Below are 17,173 nucleotides of genomic sequence, written 5' to 3'. Positions count from 1 at the left end.
CTTGGTTCTCGTGGAGCTGAATGACGCCTGGCGGGCACTTCCGGCCGCCCAGCAGCCGGAGTGGCCCGACGGCGGTGCAGTCGACGACGCGATCCGGGAGCTGCGGACGTACCCGCCGCTGGTGTTCGCGGGGGAGTGCGACGCGCTGAAGACCAAGCTCGCGGCGGTCGCGCGCGGCGAGGCGTTCATCCTGCAGGGCGGTGACTGCGCGGAGACGTTCAACGGCGTCGGCGCGGACGCGCTGCGGAACAAGCTGCGCACCTTGTTGCAGATGTCCGTGGTCCTGACGTACGCGGGCTCGGTGCCGGTGGTGAAGCTCGGCCGGATCGCGGGGCAGTACGCCAAGCCGCGCTCGAAGCCGACCGAGACCCGCGACGGCGTCGAGCTGCCGGCCTATCGGGGCGACGCGGTGAACGGGTACGACTTCACCGCCGCCTCGCGCGTGCCCGATCCCTCGCGGCTGCTCCGCATGTACCACTCCTCGGCGGCCACACTGAACCTCGCCCGCGCGTTCGTCTCCGGTGGCGAGGCGGACCTGCGGCAGATGCACGCGTGGAACACCGACTTCGTCCGCGACAGCCCGGTGGGCAAGCGGTACGAGCAGATCGGCCGCGACATCGACAAGGCGATCGCGTTCATGGCCGCCTGCGGTGCGAACCCGTCGGTCTTCCACACGGTGGACTTCTACTCCTCGCACGAGGCGCTGCTGCTCGACTACGAGCTGGCCATGACGCGCATCGACTCGCGGACCGGGACGCCGTACGACACGTCCGGGCACTTCCTCTGGATCGGCGAACGGACCCGTCAGCTGGACGGCGCGCACGTGGAGTTCGCGCGGTCTTTGCGTAACCCGATCGGCGTCAAGCTCGGGCCTACGACCACGCCCGAGGACGCGCTCGCGTTGATCGAGCGGCTGGATCCGGACCGGGAGCCGGGGCGGTTGACGTTCATCACGCGGATGGGCGCCGGGGTGGTGCGGGATCGGCTGCCGGAGCTGGTGGAGAAGGTGACCGCGTCGGGCGCGTCGGTGGCGTGGATCTGCGACCCGATGCACGGGAACACGTTCGAGACGCCGAGCGGGTACAAGACGCGGCGGTTCGACGACGTGATCGACGAGGTGCAGGGGTTCTTCGAGGTGCACCGCGCGCTGGGGACGCACCCGGGTGGGGTGCACGTCGAGCTGACCGGCGACGACGTGACCGAGTGCGTGGGTGGCGGTTTCGCCTTGGCAGAGGCGGATCTGGTGCACCGGTACGAGTCGGTGTGCGACCCGCGGTTGAACCGTTCGCAGTCGCTCGAGCTGGCGTTCCTCGTCGCCGAGATGCTCTAGTTTCTCCACAGGCTGGGTTGTCCACAGGCCTTGTTTGCCTGCCGGCGTTGGGGGTTGTGGTCGCCTAGCGTTCTTGGCATGACGACGACAACGACCGTCGGCAGCCATCGGTATGAGGTGGATGTCGACGAGACAGATGACGACCGCCTTTCGGTGACGGTGGTCGGCAGCGATGCCGACGGCCAGATCGTCGGCGAGCTGACCGGCGTGCTTCCGGCCACGGATCTGGCCGCGATCGCGCGGCGACTCGCGCGTGGGACCGGGCCAGCCCTCGACCTCGCCTCGATCCGGCGCAAGTACCCGAACGCCTACCAACCCTGGACCGCCGTGGCGGACCGCCAGCTGATGGAGAAGTACCAGAACGGCACGACGGTCGCCGAGCTGGCCGACCACTTCGGTCGCCACCGCAACGCGATCCGAACCCGCCTCACCAAGCTCGGCATCGACCCCGACGGCCCACGTGGACCTGGGGTGGTCGCGAACGAAGAGCAGAGCTAATGCGCACGCCCGCGACCGGCACAGGGCACCGCGACCGATCGTCAGTCCGGCCACCAGCCGCCGCAACACGCGCGGCTCGACGCGCGGCGACACGCACGGGCACCGCGGCATGGTCGCTCGGCGATGGCCCGCAACGCGACCGGCCTGCCCAGCGATCGCGGCCATCGCGACCGCCACTGGCTGCCGGAGTCGGGACCGTCAGCACGGCCATCGGTAGGCCGCCGTGACGCGCGAGGATTCGCCGCAGGCGTCGCGGCGTGGCCGCTCGGCGATGGGCCGCAACGCGACCAGCCTGCCCGGCGATCACGGCCATCGCGACTGGCCACTGGCTGCCGTGACTCGGGACCGCCAAGACGGCCACCGGGCGACGTGGGTCGACTGACGGGCGATCCGCCACGGCGCCGCGGCTGAGCGACGGGCTGCAGGTGCGCGTCAGCGTCGCTCGCTGTCCACGTCGTCCACAGCCGAGCGCACTTCACCCACCGAACGGGGGCTGAGGCATGCCCTCGGGTTCTTCGGAACCCCGGCCCGGTGGGTGAAGTCGCCGAAACTGTGGACTGTCGAGGCGGGTGGCGACGAGGAGCTGCTCGGGGTAGACCGGGACGGGTTCGTCCGGCGCCGAGGCCACGGCGCGTTCGAGGCGGTCGAAGCCCACTCGGATCTCCTCGTCGGTCAGCTGCTCGAACGTCGACAACGTCCGATACCGCAGCCGCGACAGTTCCTCGGCACGCGTCAGCGAGGACGGCGAGGTGACCGAGGTGAGCTCCTCCACGTGCCAGCCGGCGGAGGCCAGCAGGGACGAGACCGAGTCGACGGTGTCGTACATCGCGGCGTCCACCTCGTACCCGCGCGGGAAGTGCTCCAGCCACCACAGCCGGGGCATGCGGTCGCTGAACTGGCTCCGCAAGAACAGCACCCCGCCGGGTCGGGTCACGCGCGCCAGCTCCCGCGAAGCGAGCGGCTTGTCCTGCACGTGATGCCAGGACAGGTACATCACCGTGTAGGCCACCGACTCAGCAGCCAGCGGGATCGACTCGGCCGACCCGGCCAGGTACCGCACCAGGGGATGGGCGGGGGCGTGAGCCCGCATCCGGGCCGACGGTTCGACGCCGACAAGCGGACCGAACGTTGAAGCCAGGGCTGGGGAAAGGCGCCCGGTCCCCGACCCCAGGTCGAGCCCGGAGAGCGGCCGCCGCGCGGGGAGCCGCAAGGCGAACACGTCCATCCACGAGCGGAGGGTGGCCGGAGACATCGCGCGGCCACGCGCGTAGTTCTGGTGCTGACGGGCGTCGTAGTCGACAGGCTTCATAACCAAGGCTCCCGGGAGGTGGCAGGTCTAGGACCCGACATCACTCAACCAGGCTTTTGTCCCGTCAGATGCCCACCACCGGAGCGGTGGGTCGCGGCGCTCGGACCAGTCCCTCAACAAGCGAGGCGGAACCCTAGCCACGTCCAGTCGTACGACCCACCCTACCGGTAGACGATCGAACGGATCGACTCCGACCGGAAACGGACGGTCTGGTCGTCCACCCGCTCCGCCCCGGGCAACGCACCCGACGCATCCGCCGCGTCGGTGTGGAAATAGCGCTTCTCCAACACGTACGGCCCCGGCCACACCGTCGGCGCGACCGGTCGCGAACGGTGCTGCAGGACAGCCTCCCGCACCCCGTCACGGATCAACGCCCGCGCCCGAGCCGGCGACAAGGAGATCGCCGAACCCCGCGACAACCCCCGCTTCACCGAAGCCGTCACGATCTCCGGCACGACCTCCGAAGCCTCCTCGCAAGCCGCCGACTCCCCGCTCAGGAAGACGAACGGCATCCCCGCATCCCCGCGATACAACGCCGACTGCGCGATCTCGCCGATCGGCGCACCGTTCAACGTGAGAGAGTCGATCGAACGGCTGCTCTGCGTGTGGTTCATGTTGCTCGACCGCACCCCCGCCCGAGCATGTTGCCCGACGATCAGGCCCACGTCGTACGCGTCCACGATCGGGTCGATCACCGAGAACGGCGCCAACGGCAGCCCGTGCATCAGCTGCGCGGCCGGGTGCAGGTCCTCGTACCAGAGCCCGCCGCACCCATGCCCGTCCCACACGAGGATGTCCGACACCCCGGCGTCCACGAGCGCCGTGACCGCCGCGTTGAGCTCGGCGGTCGCCAGCCGGCGCGAGCGGTCGAGGTAGCGCGCGTCCGGGTACGCCTCGTCGGCGAACGACGTGACGCCCGCCGTGCCCTCCAGGTCGGTGATGATGAACGCGCTACTCACCAAGGGGATTCAGCTCCACAGGCGGTCGTTGGAAAGCTCACCGTCCCAGCCGGACGTCTCGATGAAGTATGCCGGGTCGGTCGGGTCGAGGTGCTCCCGGAACAGGTCCTCGTTCACGTCCGAGAAGCCCAACCCCGGCGCGTCCGGCACCGTGATGTGCCCGTCGACGATGAGTGGAGAAGGCAATCCCGTCACGAGATCCGCCCACCACGGCAGGTCCGCCGCGTGGTGCTCCAGCGCGAGGAAGTTCGACGTCGCCGCCGCGATGTGCACCGCGGCCAGCGTCGCGATCGGCGTGGCGGCCATGTGCAACGCCATCGGGATCCCGTACTCCTCGGCATAGTCGCCGATCCGCTTCGTCTCCAGGATCCCGCCGGACGTCGCCGGGTCCGGGTGGATCACGCGTACGGCGCCCGCCTCGATCAACGGACGGAAGCCCTGCAGCAGGTAGATGTCCTCACCCGTGCACGTCGGCGTCGCGATCGCGTCGGTCAGCGAACGCCACTGCGACGTCAGCTGCCACGGCACCATGTCTTCCAACCAGGCAAGGGTGAACGGTTCCAGCGCTCGCCCCACGCGAATGCACGAGTCCAACGCGATGTGCCCGAAGTGGTCGACCGCCAGCGGCACGTCGTCGCCCACGACCGAGCGCACTGTCGAGACATACTCCACGAGCTTCGACACCCCGAGCGACGTGACCTGAATCCCGGTGAACGGGTGCATGGTGTCGCGTCCGTCGAGCGATCCCGGCAACGAGATCAGCGCGCCGGGGATTGTGCGGAGCAGGTTGATCCCGACGTCCATCTTCAGGAACTGGTAGCCCGCCTGCCGCCGCTCCAGCAACCGCTTGCCCATCAACGACGGGTCGGCCACGGTCGGCGTGTCCGCGTACAGCAGCACCCGATCCCGGAAGCGGCCGCCGGCGAGCTGGTACGCGGGCACGCCGTACGCCTTGCCGGCGAGATCCATCAGCGCCATCTCGATGCCGCACACGCCGCCCGCCTGCCGCGCGTGATGCCCGAACTGCTTGATCTTCCGGAAGATCTTGTCGATGTTGCAGGGATTTTCGCCGATGATCCGGTTCTTCAGCAGCAGCGCGTACGTCTTGCTCGCGTTGTCGCGCACCTCGCCGTACCCGCTGATGCCCTGGTTGGTGTCGATGCGGATGATGCTCGACCGGAACGGCACTCCGGCGAGCGTCGCGACCCGCAGATCGGTGATGCGAAGGTCGCTGGGACGCGAGTACTGGCTAACGTTCTCCTGCAAGATTCTCCTTCCACTGTTGGAAATCCTGCTCGATGTGGTCAGCCCAGTTCGGTACGTCGATGTCGGCACTGGTGTAGCGCTGCTCGGACAACCGCTGCTTGCCGAAGATGTCCCGCACCCGGACGTCGGCGGAAGTTTCGGCGACGAGCTGAGCAAGTTGCGGCGGAATGAAGATGATTCCGCTCGGCGTACCGAGCACGATGTCGCCCGGCAGGACGGTCGCCGGGCCGATCCGGATCGGTACGTTGATCCCGTCCAGTGTCACGTCCCGGATCGGCGTCGGGTCGACGTCGCGAAAGAAGATGTTGACGCCGCCCTCGAGCTCCATCAGCCCCTGGTAGTCGCGGATTCCGCCGTCGATCACCGCGCCGACGCCGGTACGGGAGGCGACGGCGGTCCCGAGGTTGTCGCCGACGACCGTGCCCTCGTACACCTTGCCGAAGATGTCCGTCACCATCACGTCGCCCGGTTGCAGCGTCGAGATGATCCACGAGTTCTGCCGGTCGGCCTCCAGATGCGACTCGCGCGCACCCGCGGCGACCACGGCCTCGTCGAAGTCCGGGCGGTGCGGGAGGAACCGCGACGTGACCGCGCGGCCGACGATCACGGTGCCCGGGTGGGTCTCGCGCCAACTGCCGGCGAACTGTCGTGCGTAGCCGTGCTTCAGCAGTACGCCCCACGCCTGCTCGGTGGTCGCCTCGCGCAGCAGGTCGAGCACCGCGTCGGGTACCTGGGGGCGGCCGTCGGGGAACCGGTCACCGGTCCAACCGCTCGTGAGCTCGATGATGTCGTCCCGACTGGGTTGGATCCGCATGACTTCCATCGTGCCGGCAAACGACCTTCCACCAAAGAAGATCGCGCGGCTGGTCCGGTCCTGGTCGCGAGGTCAGGGGTTGACCGCGGCGAGCTCCTCGCGGAGCCGCTGCTTGAGCTCGGGCTCGCAGAGGGCCGCCTCGATGCCGGTACGGGCGATGGCGGCGAGCTCGGCGTTGCTGAAGCCGAAAGTTTCGGCGGCGAGCTCGTACTCCCGGTTCAACGTGGTCGCGAACATGCCGGGGTCGTCCGTCGCCAGTGTGACGGGTACGCCGTGGTCGAGCAGCCGGGGGAGCGGATGCTGGGCCCAGGACTGGGTGGCTCGCGTACACACGTTGGACGTCGGGCACACCTCGAGCGGGATCTGGTGCTCCCGCAGGTGGTCGAGCAGCCGCGGGTCGCTGACGGAGCCGATGCCGTGGCCGATGCGTTCGGCGCCGAGATCGTTCAACGCCGACCACACCGTCGACGGGCCGGTGACCTCGCCGGCGTGGACGATCGAGTGCAGGCCGGCTTCGCGCGCGACCCCGAACTGACGGGCGAACTGGGCCCGCCCGACGCCGACCTCGAGGCCGGCGAGCCCGAGCGCGACGAGGCCTTCGGGCCGGTAGCGCAAGGCGTAGTTGACGGTCTCCCACGCGAGGTCCTGACCGAGGCCGCCCGCGATGTCGAAGATCCAGTTCAGGTGGACCCGGTGCTGGTCGAGGGCGATCTTCCGCCCGCGGTTCAGTGCGTCGATGGTCTCCTCTGGAGCGATCCCCGCGAGGTGGTGGGAGGACGGGGTGACGGTGACCTCGGCGTACCGGACGTTGCTCGCCGCGGCGTCTCGGGCGAGACCGTCGAGCAGCGCAACGATGTCGTCGCCGGTACGAACGAGCGCGCTGACCAGCCCGTACACCTCGATGAAGTGCGGGAAGTCGCGGAACGCATAGAACGCCTCGAGCTCCGCCAGCGTCTGGGGAAGCCCGGCGTCGGGATGGCGACGGGAAAGCTCGAGCACGGTCGCGGGGGAGGCCGAGCCGACGAGGTGCAGGTGGAGCTCGACTTTGGGCAGGTCGGTGATGAACGACATGACGGAATCCTCAACAGGCGTGGGGTGAACGGGGTCGTCGAACGAGCCGTTCGCTCTCACGGTGCGAGGTCGCCGCGGTCGTGGCACTCGCCGTACAACGGCAACGAGTGGTCCACGACGAGCAGGCGGCGCATGGCTTCTAGTCTAGTCGCACAAGAGTCGGCGGCGCCGTTGCTGTCTCGGCCCCCGGTGCAGCGACGGCGCTGAACCAGCAACGGTCACTGGACCGGCTGCGCGGCGCCGTCGGTGCCATCCGTCGAGACGGCGACGGCTATGCCGCCGACCGGTGCGACAAAGCAACACGAGTTTAGGAGACCTTGAGGGTCTTGGCGATGGCCTCGGCGGCACGCTTGCAGCCGGCGGCGTCGACGTCGAGGTGGGTGACGAGGCGCAGCCGGTCCTTGCCTCCGGCGAGCACGATGCCGTCCTTGCGTACGGCCTCCGCGACCTCGGTCCCGGTGCGGCCGGTGGAGGACAGGTCGAGGATCACGATGTTCGTGTCGACCTCGGCCGGGTCGACCGATCCCGGCACCGCGTCGGCGAGCAGCGTGGCGATCGCCTTGGCGTTCGCGTGGTCGTCGGCGAGCCGGTCGATGTGGTGGTCGAGCGCGTAGAGCCCGGCTGCCGCGAGCACGCCCGCCTGACGCCAGCCCGCGCCGTACCGCTTGCGCCACACCCGCGCCTCGGCGATCTGGTCCGCGCTGCCGACCGCGAGTGAGCCGATCGGCGCGCCGAGGCCCTTGGACAGGCAGACCGCGATCGTGTCGAACAGGTCGGCGAACTCCGCCAGCGGCAGGCCCGTCGCGATATGCGCGTTCCACAGCCGCGCGCCGTCCAGGTGCAGCGCGACGCCGGCCGCGTGGGTCTCCTCACGCAGCTTGTGGAGCACCTCGATCGACTGGACGCTGCCGCCGCCGAAGTTGTGGGTGTTCTCGACGGCGACGGCCGCCGTCGAGACGAAGTACGGGCCGGAGTCGGGGGCGAGCAGGACGCGGATCGCGTCGAGGTCGACCTGCCCTCGCGGCGCGGTCCAGGTGCGGGTCGTCGTACCGGCGAGGATCGCGTGCGCGCCGAGCTCGGCACGGACGATGTGGGCGGTGGCCTCGCAGATGACCTCGCCGCCGGTGGGGACGAGCGAACGGATGGCAAGCAGGTTGGCGAGCGAGCCGGTCACGGTGAAGATCGCGGCCTCGTGCCCGAGCTCCTCGGCGACGCGCTGCTCGAGCGCGTGGCAGGTCGGGTCGTCGCCGAACACGTCATCGCCGACCTCGGCCTTCGCCATCGCGGCGCGCATGCCCTCGGTCGGTCGGCTGACGGTGTCGCTGCGAAGGTCCACGAGCTCGGTCACACCGGCACGCTATCGCGCCTCGCGGAAGGCGCCCACGGCCCGTCTCGGCGGGTGAAAGGGGTGTCCGTTTCCCGCACGTTGGAATGCCCTCAACCTGTTACTCACTCGTGACGTCCAGATGACGGATTGCGGCCGTTGCGGGTCGTTTTTCGGTTCTACTCTTCAGTTCCCCAGCGCATCGAGCGCCGGTCCGTACGAGGAGCCAGCCCGCCATGGTGGTCGTGATGTCCGCCGACGCATCGCAGGAACAGGTCGATGCCGTCGTCGACCGGGTCGAGTCCGTAGGCGGTCAGGCGTTCGTGAGCCGAGGCGTGGTCCGGACGATCGTCGGACTGGTCGGGGACGCGGACCGGTTCCACGAGCTCAATCTGCACACGCTGCCGGGGGTGACCGAGGTCATCCGGGTGTCCGCGCCGTACAAGCTGGTCAGCCGCCGGTTGCACGACTCGAGGTCGGTCGTGCTGGTCGGACCGCCGGAGCGCCAGATCCCGATCGGGCCGGGGACGTTCACGCTGATCGCCGGACCCTGCGCGGTCGAGAGCGCGGAGCAGACGCTCGGCGCGGCCCGGTTGGCCGCGGCGGCGGGTGCGACAATGCTGCGTGGCGGCGCGTTCAAGCCGCGCACGTCGCCGTACGCGTTCCAGGGACTCGGCGAGGACGGGCTGAAGATCCTCGCCGACGTCCGCGAGGCGACCGGGCTGCTCGTCGTGACCGAGGTCGTCGAGGCGGGCGACGTCGAGCTGGTGGCGTCGTACGCGGACATGCTGCAGGTCGGTGCCCGCAACATGCAGAACTTCGCGCTGCTCGAGGGCGTCGGCAGCACCGGCAAGCCGGTGATGCTCAAGCGCGGCGTGCAGTCGACGGTCGAGGAGTGGCTGCTGGCCGCGGAGTACGTCGCGCAGCGTGGCAACCTCGACATCGTGCTGTGTGAGCGGGGGATCCGTACGTTCGAGCCCTCGACCAGCTCGACGCTGGACGTGTCCGCGATCCCGCTGGCGCAGCAGCTGTCGCACCTGCCCGTGATCGTCGACCCGTCCCACGCCTGCGGGCGCCGCGAGCTCGTCGTGCCGCTCGCCCGGGCCGCGATCGCCGCGGGGGCGGACGGGCTGATGGTGGACGTGCATCCGGAGCCGGAGTACGCGCTGGTCGACGGCCAGCAGGCGTTGGCGGGAGCCGATCTCCGCGAGCTCGCCGCCGCCGTACGCCAGCTGCCCCCGATGTTCGGCCGCTGCCCCGCCGCGGTCGTCGCGCAGAGCTAGCTGCCTGGGCCGAAGTGTTGTTGTTGTCCGGTGTGGATGTCGCTCACCCATTCCCAACCGGGCTTGGCCGATGGGCCGATCCGCGGGTCGTTGGGTTCCTTGCCGTCGCGCAAGGCCTGAACGTACGCGCGATCCAGCTCGATCCGTGCCCGCAGCTCGCCAGCTCCGCCGACGGATCCGTGGCCCGGGACCACGAAGTCGACGTCGCCCGCCACGTCCTCGAACAGCCGCAGCGCGGCGAGGTAGTCCTCGAGCGGGTCGGCGGTGTCGTAGCCGAACATCGGAACCAGCACGTCGGACAGCATGTCGCCGGCGACCAGGACGCCGCGTGCCTCGACCAACAGCGCCGCGTGGCCCGGAGCGTGCGCCGGAAGCTCGATGATCCGGACCGTGGGGCCGTCCCAGGGAAGCTGCGTGGTCTCGGCCGGCAAGCCGGTGATGAGGCCGTACAGGTCCAGCGGTACGTCGTCGGCGATCTCCTCCGGAAACCCCTCGGCGGCGCGGGCCTTCCAGTCCGGCTTCGACCGTACGTCCTCCATAAACGCGGCGCAGCGGGCCGTACCGTAGCGAGGAGCGTCGCCGAGCTCGGCGTGCCAGAGCACGTGATCCCAGTCGGGATGCGTCGCGAAGCCTGCCACGACGGGCTGGCCCAGCTCCCGAAGGTCGTTCGCCAGGCAGGCCAGCTCGGCGCCGGTCAGCCCCGGGTCGACGACCAACACGCCGGCTCGGCCCTGCACGACAACGGCGTTGTTCGCGATCAACTCGCTCTGGTGGGTCAGCACACCCTCCGCGACCTGCTTCAGCACTAGCTCGACTCCTTCGCATCCCGGATCGTGTAGCGGTGCATCGTGACGCCCTGGTTGAACGTTTGCTGCTCGAGCAGGTCGAGCTCGATCGGCAGGTCGTAGTCGTCGAACAGCGGCCTGCCGAAGCCGAGGATCGCCGGATGGGTCCACAGCATCAACTCGTCGAGCAGCCCCGCCCGGAGCAGCTGCGTCGCAAGCGTCGCGCCGCCCACGCTGATGCTGCCGTCGGTCTCGGCACGCAGGGTGGCGAGCTGCTCGATCGCGTCGTCTCCGCCGATGACCCGGGTGTTGTGGTCGGCACTGTGGCGGGTGTGGGAGACGAGCACCTTGGGCTTGGCGGTCCAGATCTCGCCGTACTCGTGCATGAAGTCCGGCAGCGACGGATCCTCGTGGGTCCGTGGCCAGAACTCCTCCATGACCTCGTAGAACACCCGGCCATGGACCATGAGCGCGAGCCCCCGCGTCCGCGCGTTGGCCTCGCGGTGCAGCTCCTCGTCGATCCGCAACCACTCGCCGGCGCCGTTGTCGCCCGGGACTTGCTCGATGCGCAGGTCGAGGGACACCTGCATCGAGTAGACAAAGCGGCCCATCGGCTCTTCTTTCACCTAGTGGTTGCGTTTCGCAATCACTATAGTGAGGGCGGATAACGTGTCAAGGAGGAGTCGTGGAGCCACGGTCGGGGTGCCCGATCAACGCCGCCGTCGAGGTGCTCGGGGACCGCTGGGCGCTGCTCGTCCTGCGCGATCTGATCTTCGGTGACCGCCGCTACTTCCGGGCTCTGCTCACCGGGTCGATCGAGGGCATCGCTTCGAACATCCTCGCCGACCGCCTGGTACGGCTCCTCGACGCGGGGATCCTCACCCGCGGCACGGCGGTACGGGGGCAGCGCGCTCGCTACAGCCTCACCGAAGCGGGCATCCAGACCCTGCCGATCATCTACGCCCTCGGCAACTGGGGCCTCGACTGGCGCCCCGGTAGCGCCGAGCTCCGGATCCGTCAGCAGCTCATGCACGACGAGGGTCCGGCGTTCCTCGAGGAGCTCATGGACGAGCTTCGCGTCCGCCACCTCGGCGCCCCGCCGAAGCCGTCCAACGGCCCCAGCCCCCTCGAACGCCTCGACGCCGCCCACGCGGCGGCCGCCGAGCAAGACCAACGAGAGCACGGGTAGCCGGGGTGGACTCCGACCTGCTGCTGATCGCCGGTCGGTCCGCGGCCGGGAAGACGACCGTCAGCGCCGAGGTCTCCGCGCAGCTCCAGCAGGCAGGTGTCGGCCATTGCCGCATGGAGGGCGACTGGCTGGACGTCGCCATCCCGCAGGCACCGCCCGAGCTGTTCGACCGGAACTTCCAGGCCCTCTGGGGCAACTATCGCGACTTCGGCTGTACGCGCCTGATCTTCACCAACTGGGCGAGCATCAAGAACGCCAGCAGGTTGGTCACGCTGATGGGTGGTCAACCTCGGGTTGTCGGCGTGCTGCTCACCTGTACCGACGAGACCGCGCGGCAGCGGCTCGGTGAGCGCGAGAGGGGAGCGGGGCTCGGCTGGCACCTCGCCAACCTCGAGGCGACGCCGGTCGGCGAGCGGGACCTCGATCGCCTCACGCCGGAGTGGGCGACGCGCGTCCGCACCGATCACCGCCGGGTCGAGGACCTCGCCGCGGAGATCGTCGAGCTCACCGGATGGGCCAGGTCATAGCGATCGCTCGGCGGCTACCGGTGAGTCAACAAAGTTCTCGGGAATCGCGTCATGCTTCGCCGCCTTCGGTGTCATCTCCAGTGGACGGACTGGGACGACGTCTACAGAGGAGACAGACCATGCGACAGGACGGCCCGAGTGAGGAGGCCGTGGAGCTCGCACTCCACTCGTTTCTGGCGGAACATACCGAGGCGCTGACGACCGCGCTTGCCGAAGTGCAGGCGAACGGGAGCGGACGGGGCGCCGAGGGTTCAGCCGAGGACGACGACTACGTGGTGACCGGGGTGACCGCGTTCGCGGCCGCTGGGGAACCGCTCGACCGCGGGGTCGTCCTGCACACCCGACATGTCGACATCCAGCTGGTGATCCGGCTGCGAGCACCGGCCGCGTGAACGGGCACAATCCGTTCTCGGCGAGGGGCCCAGCGTGACCGGTCGAAGGCGCGTCTGGGAGCATTGACTCTCGTGCGGGGCCAGCGCGGAGAGGACTCGGCCGCGACCTCGTTCGCGGCCAGTGCGAACGCTCGAAGGGGCGTTCCGCCCGGTCAGCGACCCTCCGAGAACTGGCCCGTCACGCACTACGGACCGGTCCCGCGGCGCAAGCTCGAGGACTGGGACATCCGGGTCTCCGGCGCCACCGCTTCGGGCAGTGAGCACGTGCTGAAGCTGGACGTGCTGGACGAGCTGCCGCATCGTACGGTCTACGCCGACCTGCACTGCGTGAGCGGGTTCTCGGTGCTCGACCTCACCTGGGAGGGCATCCCGAGCAGCGCGCTGCTCGAGGTCGCGCCGCCGCGCACCGACGTGTCCCACGTGATGGTGTACGCCGAGTACGGCTACTCCGCCAACCTCACCCTCGCCGACTTCGCCGCGGCGACCACGCTGCTCGCCACGCACGTCGGCGGCAAGCCGCTGCCGAGGGAACGAGGCGGCCCCATCCGGCTGGTCGTTCCCCACCTGTACGCCTGGAAGGGCCCGAAGTGGCTCCGGGCGATCGAGTACCTCACCGAGGACCGGCGCGGGTTCTGGGAGGAACGCGGCTACCACAACGTCGCCGACCCGTGGGCGGAAGGCCGCTACACCCACCAGGAGAACCACGGCGACGGCCCGCCGATCTTCTGACCAGAAAGCAAGAAAGGGGCGCCCCCGCGAAGGGGACGCCCCAAATCTCAGCTACTCCGGATTGCCCAAGGTGAACGGGCAGAACTGTTTCATCTTCGGACCCACCCGTGCCTGCACGATGTCGAGTGCCTTCTCTGGCGTCTCCTCACCGAGCAGCACACCGGACTGGGCCGCGTCCATCGCGTCGGAGATCTGCGCACCCACCGGCAGGGCCGGACGCGCCAGGGTGTCCGCCATCATGCTCGGGAAGATGCCCTGGTCCTTCGTGACCTCCGGGTCTTCCAGCAGCGACTTCCAGGTCGGGATCTTGCTCTGGTTGCTCATGTAGATCCGCTGGCCCTGCTCGCCGGCGAAGTACTTCATGAACTTCCAGGTCAGCTCCTGGTTCGGCGCGCCCTTCGGCATCGTGGCCGCGAAGCCACCGGCCCAGCTGATCGGCTTGTCGCCCTCCTTCGGCACCGGTAGGTACGTGATGCCGTAGTCGAGCTTCGGCGCGTACTCCTTGATGCTCTGCAGCGACCAGTTGCCGTCGATCGCCATACCGATCTTGCCGGTGTAGAGCGGCGACTGCTGCGGCGGCTGGTTCGGCGGTCGTACGCGGGCGATGAACGCCTGCACCTGCTGGTAGCCGAGTTCCTTCGACCACGACTGGAAGTCCTCCATGGTCTTCTTCCAGCCGGGGCTGAGGAACGTCGTGTCGCAGGTCTGGTTGTCGAACCACTCCGCGTGGTTGATCAAAGCCCAGGTCGCGTGGAAGCCCTGGCCGTCCCACGGGATGAAGCCCATCCGCGTGTAGTTGCCGTTCTTGTCCTTCTGGTTGATCTTCTCGCCGAGGTCCATCAGCTCGTCGATCGTGAGCGCCCCGTTCTTCGGGTCCATGATCTCCGGGTCGATGCCGGCGTCGCGCAGCACGGCCTTGTTGTAGAGCACCCCGCGCGCGTCGGTGTCGAACGGCAGCGCGTACATGTCGCCGTTGTACGACGCCTCGTCGGCCGCGAACGGCAGGTACTCGTCGCGCAGGTTGTCGCCGTCCTGGTCGATGAACGTCTGCAGGTTCGACAGCAGACCGACCGACGCCTGCTGCGCGGTGGTGAACCGGTCGATCACGTACACGTTCGGCGACTGCTTGCCGCGGACGGCCGCGATCAGCGCCGCGTTGTCGCCGGTGAACTGGCCCGCCTTCGGCACCAGTTGCACCGTGACGCCCGGATTCTCCTTCTCGAACGCGTCGATCACGGCGTTCTGCGCCTCGAGCTCGACCGAGCCACCCAGCACGGTCCACACCAGCAGCTCGGTGTTCGGCCGAGCCTGCGCACACGCACCGGCGACGGCGATGAGAAGTACGGCCAGAGCGGTCATCCCGATCCGGCGCCTCAGTTGACTACGAAGTCTCATCAGTCGGTGTCCTTACTTGAAGCTGCCGAGCGTGATGCCGCGGATGAAGTACCGCTGCGCCGCGAAGAACAGAATCACCAATGGCAGCAGGATCATCAGCGACGCCGCCATGAGCTGGTTGAACTGAATGTCATGGCTGGTCCGGAACGCCTGGATGCCGATCGCGAGCGTCTGCCTGGACTCGTCCTGCAGGTACAGCAGCGGGCCAATGAAGTCGTTCCACGAGCCGATCGCTGTGAAGATCGCGACCGCCGCGACGGCCGGCAGCGACATCGGGAGCACGATCCGCCAGAGGATCTGCCACTCGCTCGCGCCGTCGACGCGGGCAGCGTCGAGGTGGTCCTTCGGTATCTGCAGCAGGAACTGTCGCAGCAGGAAGATGAAGAACGCACTGCCGAGGAAGTTCGGCACGATCAGTGGCAGGAACGTGTTGATCCAGCCCAGCCAAGCGAACAGGTCGAACGACGGGATGATCGCGATCGGGAACGGGATGAACAGCGTCGCGAGCACGAGGTAGAAGACCTTCTCGCGGCCGCGCCACTCGATGCAGGCGAACCCGTACGCCGCGATGAGGCAGGACAGCACCGAGCCAAGCACGCTGAGGACGGTGATGATGAGCGAGTTGCCGAAGAACGTCGCGAACGGGAACGCGTCGAACGCGGCTGTGTAGTTCTCCCAGTGCCACTGCTGTGGCCAGATCGTCGAGGGGGTGATGCCGAGCTCTTCGTTGGACTTCACCGAGGTGATGAGCATCCAGTAGAGCGGAAGCAGGAAGACGAGCGACATCACGATGAGGAAGATGCGGACCGCGATGCGGTCCCAGATCAGCCTGGCCCGCGCTTCACCCGCGGACATGACCGGACCCTGGCCGCGGTGCCGGCCAAGCTCAGCGGTCTGAGTGTCAACAGCCATCGAAGTCTCTTTCTCTCCAGGTCTGGTGGGGTCTACGCCGGGTCAAGCCGCGACTTCATAGTTCGTGAAGCGGCGCGACACCCCGTAGAGGATCACCGCGAGCGCGAGACCGACGATGAAGAGACCGATCGCCAGAGCGGACGCATAGCCGAGGTCCGCGTAGCTGAAGGCGTTTCGGTACAGGTAGAGCATGTAGAACAACGTTCCGTTGTTCGGTCCGCCCCTGGTCATGATGTAGGCCTGCGTGAAGACCTGGAGTCCGCCGCTGACGCCGGTGATGAGGTTGAACACGATCGCCGGGGTCAGCAGCGGGAGTGTGATCCGGCCGAACTGTTGGATCGGGCTCGCGCCGTCGATGCGGGCGGCCTCGTACAGCGTCTGCGGGATGTTGTTCAGACCCGCGAGGAAGATCAGCGCGGCGTTGCCGGCGCCCAGCTGGGCCATCGCGACGATCACGAGCTTCGCGGTCGTCGGCTCGGCCAGCAGGTCACGTTCCTGACCACCGAACAGCGTGATGAGCTGGTTCGCGATACCCGTACCGGGGTTGACCAGCACGATGAAGATGAACGACAGCGCGAAGATCGGCGCCAGCGAGGGGATGTAGAGCGCGGTCCGGTAGACCACGACCTCGCGTACCTGCCGGTTCATCGCCAGCGCGAGCAGCAGGGCGACGACGAGGCCGACCGGCACTGCCCAGGCCGAGTAGTAGAGCGTGTTGCCGAGCGACGTCCAGGTCAACGGGTCGGCGAGCATGCGGCCGTAGTTGTCGAGGCCGAGGAACTGCGCCGACTGCAAGCCCGTGTACTGGAACATGCTGATCGCGAGCGAGTACACGATCGGGAAGACCACGAAAGCCAGGAAGCCGATCACCCAGGGGCTGATGAACAACAGCCCCTTACGCAGGTTTGCTTTCTCCTCGGGTGACCAACCCCTGCGAACCCGGGGAGCCGGCCTGACCTCCCGGACCTGTTCGGTTGTTGCTGTCAACGTTGTACCTCCGATTCGCAACTGGCGTCCGGTACGACCGGCAGCGCCTGCCCGCGGGACCCGGCTAGCGGGCCGTGGGGTGTGAGGAGAGACACGAGTCCGGTGTCGGCCACCAGCGAGGGGACGAAGAGAAGTGACACATGGCGAGCCTTGGCCGGCTCCCGCGCATGTGCTGCCCCTTTCATAACCAAACGGGGAACACGCGCGGCCGCTAGGGCCCGCGAGTCCCCCCGTATGTGTCTTGTGGGACGAAGCATGGTAGCGATCCCAGGCGGATGCAAGCACATCCCGTCCGCTGGGACGACCAAGATCAGACGGTACCCCGGAATGCTGGGAGTCGGAGGCCGCGAAGGGACCATTTCGGTCTCGCTAGGCGTACCTGGTCGCAGTCCGACTCGCTCAG

Annotated in this window: 18 protein-coding genes and 1 riboswitch; of the genes, 7 read left to right on the top strand and 11 right to left on the bottom strand. The window is 68.4% G+C overall.

Going from position 1 to position 17,173, the window contains the following annotated elements:
• Positions 1-16: 16 nt before the first annotated feature.
• A complete protein-coding gene (locus tag JOD67_RS26255) occupies positions 17-1,330 on the top strand; it encodes a class II 3-deoxy-7-phosphoheptulonate synthase (protein ID WP_239555546.1) in 1,314 nt (437 codons plus the stop codon).
• A gap of 78 nt (positions 1,331-1,408) precedes the next feature.
• Entirely contained in the window at positions 1,409-1,828 is a 420-nt protein-coding gene (locus JOD67_RS26250; protein WP_205120364.1) for a hypothetical protein, read from the top strand.
• Positions 1,829-2,303: 475 nt separating this feature from the next.
• On the opposite strand, the gene JOD67_RS26245 is transcribed toward JOD67_RS26250, so the two are convergent.
• From JOD67_RS26245 to JOD67_RS26220, 6 genes are all read right to left on the bottom strand, one after another.
• Positions 2,304-3,137, bottom strand: a complete 834-nt coding sequence (locus JOD67_RS26245; protein WP_205120363.1) for a class I SAM-dependent methyltransferase — start codon at positions 3,135-3,137, stop codon at positions 2,304-2,306.
• A gap of 43 nt (positions 3,138-3,180) precedes the next feature.
• A riboswitch (guanidine-I (ykkC/yxkD leader) is annotated at positions 3,181-3,285 on the bottom strand.
• A 13-nt stretch (positions 3,286-3,298) separates the two neighbouring features.
• Positions 3,299-4,096 carry a M55 family metallopeptidase gene (locus JOD67_RS26240; RefSeq protein ID WP_205120362.1) on the bottom strand — a complete coding sequence of 266 codons (798 nt, stop codon included), beginning with the start codon at positions 4,094-4,096 and terminating at the stop codon, positions 3,299-3,301.
• 9 nt (positions 4,097-4,105) lie between these two features.
• Positions 4,106-5,362, bottom strand: coding sequence for a mandelate racemase/muconate lactonizing enzyme family protein (locus JOD67_RS26235; RefSeq protein WP_239554056.1), 1,257 nt, complete (start codon positions 5,360-5,362; stop codon positions 4,106-4,108).
• Positions 5,346-6,176, bottom strand: a complete 831-nt coding sequence (locus tag JOD67_RS26230; RefSeq protein WP_205120361.1) for an RraA family protein — start codon at positions 6,174-6,176, stop codon at positions 5,346-5,348. The genes JOD67_RS26235 and JOD67_RS26230 overlap by 17 nt, the downstream gene beginning before the upstream one ends.
• A 72-nt stretch (positions 6,177-6,248) precedes the next feature.
• On the bottom strand, positions 6,249-7,247 hold the full coding sequence (gene add, locus JOD67_RS26225; protein ID WP_205120360.1) for an adenosine deaminase: 999 nt from the start codon (positions 7,245-7,247) through the stop codon (positions 6,249-6,251).
• A 307-nt stretch (positions 7,248-7,554) separates the two neighbouring features.
• Positions 7,555-8,595: a threonine aldolase family protein gene (locus tag JOD67_RS26220; protein ID WP_307782560.1), complete on the bottom strand. Its 1,041-nt coding sequence runs from the start codon at positions 8,593-8,595 to the stop codon at positions 7,555-7,557.
• Positions 8,596-8,819: 224 nt separating this feature from the next.
• On the opposite strand from JOD67_RS26220, the gene aroF reads away from it, so the two are divergent.
• Positions 8,820-9,854: a 3-deoxy-7-phosphoheptulonate synthase gene (gene aroF / locus JOD67_RS26215; RefSeq protein WP_239554054.1), complete on the top strand. Its 1,035-nt coding sequence runs from the start codon at positions 8,820-8,822 to the stop codon at positions 9,852-9,854.
• Here aroF and JOD67_RS26210 read toward each other — a convergent pair.
• Positions 9,851-10,660: an MBL fold metallo-hydrolase gene (locus tag JOD67_RS26210; RefSeq protein WP_205120357.1), complete on the bottom strand. Its 810-nt coding sequence runs from the start codon at positions 10,658-10,660 to the stop codon at positions 9,851-9,853. The two genes, aroF and JOD67_RS26210, sit on opposite strands and share 4 nt — an antisense overlap.
• Complete coding sequence (locus JOD67_RS26205; RefSeq protein ID WP_205120355.1) at positions 10,660-11,250, bottom strand: dihydrofolate reductase family protein; 591 nt, start codon at positions 11,248-11,250, stop codon at positions 10,660-10,662. The genes JOD67_RS26210 and JOD67_RS26205 overlap by 1 nt, the downstream gene beginning before the upstream one ends.
• Before the next feature lie 74 nt (positions 11,251-11,324).
• On the opposite strand from JOD67_RS26205, the gene JOD67_RS26200 reads away from it, so the two are divergent.
• The 4 genes from JOD67_RS26200 (at position 11,325) to JOD67_RS26185 (ending at position 13,476) form a co-directional block, all read left to right on the top strand.
• On the top strand, positions 11,325-11,828 hold the full coding sequence (locus JOD67_RS26200; RefSeq protein ID WP_205120353.1) for a winged helix-turn-helix transcriptional regulator: 504 nt from the start codon (positions 11,325-11,327) through the stop codon (positions 11,826-11,828).
• A gap of 5 nt (positions 11,829-11,833) precedes the next feature.
• Complete coding sequence (locus JOD67_RS26195; RefSeq protein WP_205120351.1) at positions 11,834-12,355, top strand: hypothetical protein; 522 nt, start codon at positions 11,834-11,836, stop codon at positions 12,353-12,355.
• 119 nt (positions 12,356-12,474) lie between these two features.
• Complete coding sequence (locus JOD67_RS26190) at positions 12,475-12,747, top strand: hypothetical protein (RefSeq protein ID WP_205120349.1); 273 nt, start codon at positions 12,475-12,477, stop codon at positions 12,745-12,747.
• A gap of 72 nt (positions 12,748-12,819) precedes the next feature.
• Entirely contained in the window at positions 12,820-13,476 is a 657-nt protein-coding gene (locus tag JOD67_RS26185; protein WP_307782559.1) for a molybdopterin-dependent oxidoreductase, read from the top strand.
• Positions 13,477-13,527: 51 nt separating this feature from the next.
• Here the strand turns inward: JOD67_RS26185 and JOD67_RS26180 are convergent, their stop codons facing one another.
• The 3 genes from JOD67_RS26180 to JOD67_RS26170 form a co-directional block, all read right to left on the bottom strand.
• Positions 13,528-14,871 carry an ABC transporter substrate-binding protein gene (locus tag JOD67_RS26180; protein ID WP_205120346.1) on the bottom strand — a complete coding sequence of 448 codons (1,344 nt, stop codon included), beginning with the start codon at positions 14,869-14,871 and terminating at the stop codon, positions 13,528-13,530.
• Between the two features lie 12 nt (positions 14,872-14,883).
• On the bottom strand, positions 14,884-15,726 hold the full coding sequence (locus tag JOD67_RS26175; RefSeq protein ID WP_239554053.1) for a carbohydrate ABC transporter permease: 843 nt from the start codon (positions 15,724-15,726) through the stop codon (positions 14,884-14,886).
• A gap of 99 nt (positions 15,727-15,825) precedes the next feature.
• A complete protein-coding gene (locus JOD67_RS26170) occupies positions 15,826-16,653 on the bottom strand; it encodes a carbohydrate ABC transporter permease (RefSeq protein WP_307782558.1) in 828 nt (275 codons plus the stop codon).
• Positions 16,654-17,173: the final 520 nt, after the last annotated feature.

Source organism: Tenggerimyces flavus (assembly GCF_016907715.1).
In the GTDB taxonomy this organism is placed as follows: domain Bacteria; phylum Actinomycetota; class Actinomycetes; order Propionibacteriales; family Actinopolymorphaceae; genus Tenggerimyces; species Tenggerimyces flavus.
Note: the sequence above shows the minus strand (reverse complement) of the source record. Positions and strands in the feature narration are given on the sequence as shown.

What these genes read in the sequence shown, in the direction of transcription:
- JOD67_RS26250 (WP_205120364.1), top strand. Translation starts at nt 1,409, where the DNA reads ATGACGACGACAACGACCGTCGGCAGCCATCGGTATGAGGTGGATGTC.
- JOD67_RS26245 (WP_205120363.1), bottom strand. Translation starts at nt 3,137, where the DNA reads ATGAAGCCTGTCGACTACGACGCCCGTCAGCACCAGAACTACGCGCGT.
- JOD67_RS26230 (WP_205120361.1), bottom strand. Translation starts at nt 6,176, where the DNA reads ATGCGGATCCAACCCAGTCGGGACGACATCATCGAGCTCACGAGCGGT.
- add (WP_205120360.1), bottom strand. Translation starts at nt 7,247, where the DNA reads ATGTCGTTCATCACCGACCTGCCCAAAGTCGAGCTCCACCTGCACCTC.
- aroF (WP_239554054.1), top strand. Translation starts at nt 8,820, where the DNA reads ATGTCCGCCGACGCATCGCAGGAACAGGTCGATGCCGTCGTCGACCGG.
- JOD67_RS26205 (WP_205120355.1), bottom strand. Translation starts at nt 11,250, where the DNA reads ATGGGCCGCTTTGTCTACTCGATGCAGGTGTCCCTCGACCTGCGCATC.
- JOD67_RS26190 (WP_205120349.1), top strand. Translation starts at nt 12,475, where the DNA reads ATGCGACAGGACGGCCCGAGTGAGGAGGCCGTGGAGCTCGCACTCCAC.
- JOD67_RS26180 (WP_205120346.1), bottom strand. Translation starts at nt 14,871, where the DNA reads ATGAGACTTCGTAGTCAACTGAGGCGCCGGATCGGGATGACCGCTCTG.
- JOD67_RS26175 (WP_239554053.1), bottom strand. Translation starts at nt 15,726, where the DNA reads ATGTCCGCGGGTGAAGCGCGGGCCAGGCTGATCTGGGACCGCATCGCG.